This window comes from uncultured Tateyamaria sp., assembly GCF_947503705.1.
GTDB lineage: Bacteria > Pseudomonadota > Alphaproteobacteria > Rhodobacterales > Rhodobacteraceae > Tateyamaria.
Map to the genome: position 1 here is coordinate 53,812 of NZ_CANNES010000015.1, position 7,499 is coordinate 61,310.

8 protein-coding genes are annotated in these 7,499 nt (G+C 58.3%); 7 read left to right on the forward strand and 1 reads right to left on the reverse strand.

What is annotated here, in order from left to right; genetic code table 11:
- The first annotated feature begins 1 nt into the window (after position 1).
- The 5 genes from hypB to hypE are packed head-to-tail and all read left to right on the forward strand — an operon-like array spanning position 2 to position 4,798.
- On the forward strand, positions 2 to 826 hold the full coding sequence (gene hypB / locus Q1A44_RS20985; protein WP_299629206.1) for a hydrogenase nickel incorporation protein HypB: 825 nt from the start codon (positions 2 to 4) through the stop codon (positions 824 to 826).
- Positions 823 to 2,301 carry a sigma-54 dependent transcriptional regulator gene (locus tag Q1A44_RS20990; RefSeq protein ID WP_299629208.1) on the forward strand — a complete coding sequence of 493 codons (1,479 nt, stop codon included), beginning with the start codon at positions 823 to 825 and terminating at the stop codon, positions 2,299 to 2,301. The genes hypB and Q1A44_RS20990 overlap by 4 nt, the downstream gene beginning before the upstream one ends.
- Before the next feature lie 3 nt (positions 2,302 to 2,304).
- A complete protein-coding gene (gene hypC / locus Q1A44_RS20995) occupies positions 2,305 to 2,610 on the forward strand; it encodes a HypC/HybG/HupF family hydrogenase formation chaperone (RefSeq protein WP_299629209.1) in 306 nt (101 codons plus the stop codon).
- A complete protein-coding gene (hypD, locus tag Q1A44_RS21000; protein ID WP_299629211.1) occupies positions 2,607 to 3,752 on the forward strand; it encodes a hydrogenase formation protein HypD in 1,146 nt (381 codons plus the stop codon). The genes hypC and hypD overlap by 4 nt, the downstream gene beginning before the upstream one ends.
- Positions 3,749 to 4,798: a hydrogenase expression/formation protein HypE gene (gene hypE, locus Q1A44_RS21005; RefSeq protein WP_299629214.1), complete on the forward strand. Its 1,050-nt coding sequence runs from the start codon at positions 3,749 to 3,751 to the stop codon at positions 4,796 to 4,798. The genes hypD and hypE overlap by 4 nt, the downstream gene beginning before the upstream one ends.
- Before the next feature lie 31 nt (positions 4,799 to 4,829).
- Here the strand turns inward: hypE and Q1A44_RS21010 are convergent, their stop codons facing one another.
- Positions 4,830 to 5,735 carry a LysR family transcriptional regulator gene (locus Q1A44_RS21010; RefSeq protein WP_299629216.1) on the reverse strand — a complete coding sequence of 302 codons (906 nt, stop codon included), beginning with the start codon at positions 5,733 to 5,735 and terminating at the stop codon, positions 4,830 to 4,832.
- Positions 5,736 to 5,847: 112 nt separating this feature from the next.
- On the opposite strand from Q1A44_RS21010, the gene Q1A44_RS21015 reads away from it, so the two are divergent.
- A complete protein-coding gene (locus tag Q1A44_RS21015) occupies positions 5,848 to 6,783 on the forward strand; it encodes a ring-cleaving dioxygenase (RefSeq protein WP_299629219.1) in 936 nt (311 codons plus the stop codon).
- Between the two features lie 12 nt (positions 6,784 to 6,795).
- Positions 6,796 to 7,401 carry an alpha/beta hydrolase gene (locus Q1A44_RS21020; protein WP_299629221.1) on the forward strand — a complete coding sequence of 202 codons (606 nt, stop codon included), beginning with the start codon at positions 6,796 to 6,798 and terminating at the stop codon, positions 7,399 to 7,401.
- Positions 7,402 to 7,499: the final 98 nt, after the last annotated feature.

Here is a 7,499-nt window from a genome sequence, read left to right on the forward strand (position 1 = left end):
GATGTGTACTGTATGCGGATGCAGCGAAGGTGAAACCAAGGTGCATGGGCACGACCATAGCCACGGGCACGCCGACCACCATCACCACCACACCCACGACCATCATCACTACGGTCACGGCCCTGCCGGGGTCGAGGTGCCAGGAATGTCTCAGGAACGGCTGATCGAGATCGAGACGGATATCCTGAGCAAGAACGATCTTTATGCGCGTGCCAATCGCAAACGGCTGGCCGAAAACGGGGCCTTCGCGGTCAACCTTGTATCCTCTCCCGGTTCCGGCAAGACGACACTGCTGTGCAAGACAATCGAAGCATTGGATAGCGTATCCCTTGGGGTGATCGAAGGCGATCAGCAGACCGAAAACGACGCCGACCGCATCCGCGCCACCGGCGCCCCTGCCGTTCAGGTCAACACCGGCAAAGGCTGCCATCTTGATGGCCATATGGTTGGCCACGCGATGGAGCATCTGAACCTGCCGGAAAACGCACTGCTCTTTATTGAAAACGTCGGGAACCTTGTCTGCCCGGCCGCCTTTGACCTGGGCGAGGATTGCAAGGTAGCGATCCTGTCGGTCACCGAGGGCGAGGATAAGCCACTAAAATATCCCGACATGTTCACCGCCGCGCGGCTTGCGATCCTGAACAAGACTGATCTTGCGCCACATTGCGATGTCGACCTGTCGCTTTACGAAGCGAACCTGCGACGCGTGAACCCGGGCATCGAAATCCTCCACATGTCCGCGCGTACGGGCGAGGGAATGGCGGCTTGGGTTACCTGGTTGCGCAACAACCTTGCTGACAAGGCAGTGCCAAAGGCTGCGCAATGAGCGGGCTGCCGACACTTCTTTTGGTCGATGACGAAGCGCATTCTCTTTCGGCGATGCGCATGGCCCTGGAGGACGACTTTGACTGCCTTACCGCACTGAACGCGGATGAGGCGATGACGCTCATGGAGGAGAACTACGTCCAGGCCATCTTTTGCGACCATCGGATGCCGGGTCGTACGGGCGTGGAATTTCTGTCCGATGTGCGCGACCGCTGGCCGGAAACGGTGCGCATCATCATCACCGGCTACACCGAGACCAATGATATGATTGCCGCGATCAATGATGCGGGGATCTACCAGTTTCTGACCAAGCCCTGGCATCCTGATCAACTGATGATTGCCGCCAAGAATGCAGCACAACTATTCCAACTGAGCCGGGATCACGACCGCCTGTCCCTTGAAATGCGCTTTATGGGCAAGACGGCCGAGAACAAGGTCGAAGCACGACGCCGCACACTGCGCGAAGGATTTGGGTTTGAGAAAATCCTGCGCGTGGCGAACTCTCCGATGAATGCGACGGTCGAGCTGGCTCGTCAGTTCGCAAGTTTTGACGTCCCGGTCCTGATCTCTGGCGAGGCGGGAACGGGCAAGGACACGATGGCCCGGGCGATGCACTATGCGTCACTGCGATCTGAACATGCGTTTTACGAGATCAATTGCGCCGGGCTGCCCGATGATCTTTTGCGGGTAGAACTCTTGGGGGCCAAGAAAGGCGCGCTTCCCGGCACCCCCAACAATAAAATCGGGCTTTTGCAAAAGGCGTCGCGCGGGACGGTATTTCTGAACGGGATCGACGCGCTCAGCCCGCAAATGCAGCTGACTTTATTGCGGGTGGCAACCGAGGGCAGCTTTGAACCTGTTGGCGGCACCGAAACGCTGACAACTGACGCGCGGCTTCTGACCGGAAGCCATAGCGATCTGGCCGCTGCTGTTGCCCGAGGCACGTTTCGCAAGGACCTCTATTATGCGCTCGCCGCCACCGAATTGACCCTGCATGCGTTGCGCGCCCGTGTCGAAGACTTGCCAATTCTCGCGCAGAACATGTTGGGTGAACTGGCCGAACAACATCGCAAACCTGTCGAGGGGTTAACCGATCTGGCCCTTGAGTTTCTGGCCAATTATGACTGGCCCGGCAATTTGCCGGAACTGTCCAACGAGTTGACGCGCCTTTTGATCCGCACGCAGGACGTGCGCCTGGGGCCAGAACTGATTTCCAGGCACATCCTGCAGGCCGACCCATCCGTCAGCGCGCGACCCGACCCCGTGGCCGCCGATGTCATGTCGTCCGAAGGGACGCTCAAAGACCGTATCGAAGTGATGGAAGCCCGGATCCTGCGCGAAACGCTGACCCGGCTGAAGTGGAACAAGAGCCGCGCCGCCGAGGAACTGGGCCTGAGCCGTGTTGGACTACGCTCCAAACTTGACCGCTACGGTGTCGAACAACCAAGCAAACACGACAACACGCAGGAGGACTGAGGCATGTGTCTGGGAATACCGGGACAGATCGTCGAGATCACCGATGCCACCCGATTGATGGCGATTGCAGATATCTCTGGTGTGCGACGGGAGGTGTCTGTCGCTTGCGTCGCCACACCGGACCTCTCTGACCTGATCGGGGAATGGGCGCTTATTCACGTGGGCTTTGCCATGAGTGTGATTGACGAGGGCGAAGCCGAGAAAACACTCGAAGCGTTGCGCGGACTGGGCGAGGCACAAGAAACGCTCGAAGCCATGGCCCAGGGTGACGCAGCCCTGCATACACCGGCAGAGAGAGTAGCATCATGAGATATGTCGAGGAATTTCGCGATCCGTCCGCTGCCAGGGACGTTTTGCGCGCAATCAAGGACGTCACAGCCGAAATCGGGGCGACAAAGGAAAAGCCGATCCACATCATGGAAATCTGTGGCGGCCACACCCATGCGATCTTTCGTTATGGCCTGGACCGGCTGACGCCCGAAGGCATCGAGTTCATTCATGGTCCCGGCTGCCCGGTCTGCGTTCTACCGATGAGCCGGATCGACGAATGCGTGGAAATTGCCGAACGTCCCGAAGTGATTTTTGCCACCTTCGGCGATGCGATGCGGGTGCCCGGGTCGCGCAAGTCGCTGATGCAGGCCAAAGCGGATGGGGCCGATATCCGCATGGTCTATTCCCCGCTGGATGCGCTGGAACTGGCGCGCCGCAACCCTGACCGCGAGGTAGTGTTCTTTGGATTGGGGTTCGAGACGACGACGCCGTCAACAGCGCTGTCGATCCAACAGGCCTCCCGTGAAGCTCTGAGAAATTTCAGCGTATTCTGCAATCACATCACTGTCCCGCCCCCGATCAAGGCGCTGCTTGATGACCCCTATATGGTCCTCGATGGTTTTGTAGGGCCTGGTCACGTGTCGATGGTGATTGGCACGCATCCTTATGATTTCATCGCCAAGGATTATGGCAAGCCCATCGTGGTTGCGGGATTTGAACCGCTTGATTTGCTGCAATCGGTTTTGATGGTTCTGCATCAGATCCGCGATGGCCGCGCAGAGGTTGAAAACCAGTACGCCCGTGTGGTGCCAGAGCATGGGAACCCGGTGTCCATTGCAGCCATCGAAGACGTCTATGAGCCCCGCCCGACCTTCGAATGGCGCGGTTTGGGCGAGATCGACGCAAGCGGTTTGCGCATCCGCCACGCCTATCGCGCCTATGACGCCGAAGAAAAGTTTCGCGTGGGCTATGGCGCCGGACCGCGCATTGTCAGCGAACCCGATGGCTGTGCCTGCGGTCAGGTGATGACAGGGCGGATCAAACCGCCCCAATGCCCTCAATACGGCCAAGGCTGCACACCGGAAATGCCCTTGGGGGCGCTTATGGTCAGCTCTGAAGGGGCCTGTGCGGCTTATTTTCAGTACAGCGCCAATGATGACGTGATGGAGGCGGCGGAATGAATATGGCAACACCGATCAAAGCCTCTCGACTGCGCGGTGACCGCGTGACCATGGCCCATGGCGGTGGCGGCAAAGCCATGCGCGATCTGATCGAAGAGGTTTTTACGGACGTCTTTCAACCACCGGGATCAGAGGATCAGGCACGTTTGACAGCCGAGGCGCTGCGCGCACCGGGCGCGCAACTCGCCTTTACAACTGATAGTTTTGTGGTCACCCCGCCCGAGTTCCCGGGTGGCGATATCGGCAAGATCGCCGTGTGCGGAACGGTCAATGATCTGGCAGTAGGAGGTGCTAAACCGCTCTGGCTTTCGGCAGCATTCATCATTGAGGAAGGGTGCGAATTTGCACTGTTGCGCCGCGTTGTCGCGTCCATGCAGGCCGAGGCCGAGAAGGCAGGCGTGCGAATTGTCACCGGCGACACCAAGGTGGTGGAGCGCGGGTCGGCTGACCAGGTGTTTGTGACCACCTCAGGCGTCGGCGTCATCCCTGCACAGCGTCATCTGGCAGCGGACACCATCGAACCGGGCGATGTGGCCATCGTGAATGGCGTCTTGGGGGATCACGGTGCGGCGATTCTGGCCGCACGCGGTGACATGGCGCTGAGCACGGACATCCAATCGGATTGCCAGAGCCTGAACGGTTTGATCGAGGCGGTATTGAACGCCGCACCCAACGCCCGCGCGGCCCGTGACGCAACCCGCGGCGGCGTTGCCTCGTGCCTTAATGAAATGGCAGAGGCGGCAGGCGTCAGTATCGAAATTGACGAGACGTCATTGCCCCTCAGGGCCGAAGTCAGAGGCGTCTGTGAAGTGCTGGGCCTGGACCCACTCTATCTCGCCAATGAAGGGACTTTGGTCATTTTTGTGCCACAGGCGGAATCCGAAGCTGCCCTTGCCGCAATGCGTGCAACGCGTGAAGGGCAAGGTGCCCAGATCATCGGGCGCGCCAAGGCCGGACACCCCGGACGCGTGACGATGAAGACGCTCTTTGGTGGTCAGCGATTGGTCGACACGCTGGTCGGAGAGCAGCTTCCCCGGATTTGCTGAGAATTGGGACGGATCACCCGACACCTCAATGTCAAAAAATCATGCCTTTGTATTCGCGCATATAGGCCTCAAAGAAATCCGTGAAGGTCGCGACCAATGGCGGGAATTGTTCATAAGGCGGATAAAACAAAGTCAACCAAAGGGGCGAGGCTTCCCAGTCCGGCAACAGCTTTTCCACTTCCCCGGTCTCAAGGCCCTGCCGGACGATAAAGTCCGGGAGGACGCAGATACCGCCACCTGCTGCTGCAACGGAATACAGGAAATCCCCGCTGTTGGAGATCACCTTGGTCGAGGTTTTTACATCGCGCCGTTGACCGCCGTTGCGCAGTTTCCAGATTTCTGCGCGACCTTGGTCGCTGTAACCCAGCAATGTGTCCTGTTTCAGGTCATCAGGAGAAAGCGGCTTTGGAACGCGTTGAAACAGCGACGGAGCGGCGATCACATGGCGCGGAACCTGACAGATTTTTCGCCAGATCGTCGATTTGTCCGTTGGAGGTTCCGAGACCCGAACAGCGAGGTCACACTCCCCCTCGATGATGTCGACCAGCGTATCTGTCAGAAAGACCTCCAACTCGATCCTCGGGTAAGCGAGGCGAAAGCTTTCGACCAGTTGCGGCATCACGCGCACGCCCAAAGACATCGGAGCGTTGATGCGCAGACGGCCCATGTCCGGTCTGGATGCTTTGGTAATGTCTGCGGTTGTTCTGTCGAGTTCTTCGACAATCGGTCGGTAGCGGGTGGCCGCGATGGCCCCCGCCGTTGTCATGGAGACCTGACGAGTGGTGCGGACGAACAACTGCTGCCCCATGTCGTCCTCAAGCTTGGACACGATCCGAGTGACGGAGGCCGGGGTCATCTGAAGCGACCTGGCGGCTGCGGCAAAGTTCAGCTTGGCAGCGACTTCAAGGAAGACACGGATCGATTTCAGGTCTGTCATTGGGTGATTATTGTTACGCTGGCCGCAATAGTAAATGCACAATTGTTTCTATTCTCGAACATAGCGGCTTCGCTTATTTTTCCATCAACAAAACGAACAGAAGGATTTCGAGATGATCAAAGACATCAAGGGCCTGCATCACGTCACGTCGATGGCGGCGGATGCAAACCAGAACAACAGCTTTTTTACCGAAACCTTGGGCCTGCGCCGGGTAAAGAAAACCGTGAACTTCGATGCGCCCGAGGTCTATCACCTGTATTATGGTGACGAGGTCGGAACGCCCGGTTCGATCATGACCTATTTCCCCTTCGGCAACATGCCCAAAGGCCGTCGCGGTGCGGGTGAAGTGGGCATTACGGAATTTGCCGTGCCAGATGGCAGCCTGGAGTTTTGGCAGAACCATCTGGCTGGGAAAGGTGTATCCGGTCTGAAGACCGAGACAGTCTTTGGCCAAAACCGTTTGAACTTTGACGGTCCGGATGGCGACAGCTTTGCACTTGTCGAAAGTGAGGTACGCGACCGTGAGGCCTGGACCGGCGGCGGTATCTCCCAAAATGCGGGCGTGCTTGGCTTTAATGGTGCGCGATTCCGTGTCCGTGATGCGGCGGCAACCGGCGAACTCCTGACCTTTATGGGATACCAAAAGGCAGAGACGGAAGGTGACATCACACGCTATCTGATCGAAGGCGGTAACGCTGCTGATACGATTGACATCGAGCAACTCGCATCCGCCGCCCCAGTTGCCGATCAGGGCGCAGGGTCCGTGCATCACATTGCGTTCGCCGTCAATGATCGGGCCGCACAATTGCGCGTCCGCCAGGCGCTGATGGATACCGGATACCAGGTCACGCCCGTGATTGACCGCGACTATTTCTGGGCAATCTACTTCCGGACGCCTGGGGGTATTCTTTTCGAAGTTGCCACCAATGAACCGGGCTTTGACCGTGATGAAGACACGGCACATCTCGGCGAGGCGCTCAAGCTGCCATCGCGTTACGAGGCCCACCGCGCTCAGATTGAGCAATTGCTCCCACCCCTGGCAGCCTGAGGATTTTGTGCCATGGCCACCACTCACTATCACGCAATGTCGGTCGAACCTCAGGTCGGCCGACCCCTCGTTTTCGCCTTTCACGGAACGGGCGGGGACGAGCATCAATTCTTTTCACTCGCCCAGCAGTTGATGCCGGGCGGGGGCGTTGTATCACCAAGAGGAGATGTGTCCGAAATGGGTGCATCCCGGTTCTTTCGCAGAACCGGGGAAGGTGTCTATGACATGGATGATCTCGCGGCCCGCACGAGCAAGATGATCGCCTATGTTGAGGCCCACAAGGCCCAGCATCCTGATGCGCCAGTATTTGGCTTTGGGTATTCGAACGGCGCCAACATATTGGCATCGGTCTTGATGGTCCGTCCGGATCTCTTTGACAAAGCGGCCCTGCTGCATCCCTTGATCACATGGGACCCGGGCAGAGTGCCAGGCTTGGCGGGTAAGCGGGTTCTTGTAACGGCGGGTGAACATGACCCGATTACCCCGTGGCACAAGACAACCAGCCTGATCAGTTGGTTCGAAGACCAGAACGCGCGTGTAACGGTTGAAACGCATGATGGGGGGCATGAGCTTCGCCAGACAGAAATTCAGGCACTGGCGCAGTTCTTGAATGACTGAACGATCACTGAAAGGCGCTGTGCAAGGCATTGATTGTCGAAAGCAGCGCCGCTTCTTCCTTTATCCAACCAAGGAAGGCCCGCACGCCCGGGTCGCTT

Coding starts and splice junctions, on each gene's coding strand:
- hypE (WP_299629214.1), top strand. CDS start 3,749: ATGAATATGGCAACACCGATCAAAGCCTCTCGACTGCGCGGTGACCGC.
- Q1A44_RS21020 (WP_299629221.1), top strand. CDS start 6,796: ATGGCCACCACTCACTATCACGCAATGTCGGTCGAACCTCAGGTCGGC.
- hypD (WP_299629211.1), top strand. CDS start 2,607: ATGAGATATGTCGAGGAATTTCGCGATCCGTCCGCTGCCAGGGACGTT.
- hypB (WP_299629206.1), top strand. CDS start 2: ATGTGTACTGTATGCGGATGCAGCGAAGGTGAAACCAAGGTGCATGGG.
- Q1A44_RS20990 (WP_299629208.1), top strand. CDS start 823: ATGAGCGGGCTGCCGACACTTCTTTTGGTCGATGACGAAGCGCATTCT.
- Q1A44_RS21010 (WP_299629216.1), bottom strand. CDS start 5,735: ATGACAGACCTGAAATCGATCCGTGTCTTCCTTGAAGTCGCTGCCAAG.
- Q1A44_RS21015 (WP_299629219.1), top strand. CDS start 5,848: ATGATCAAAGACATCAAGGGCCTGCATCACGTCACGTCGATGGCGGCG.
- hypC (WP_299629209.1), top strand. CDS start 2,305: ATGTGTCTGGGAATACCGGGACAGATCGTCGAGATCACCGATGCCACC.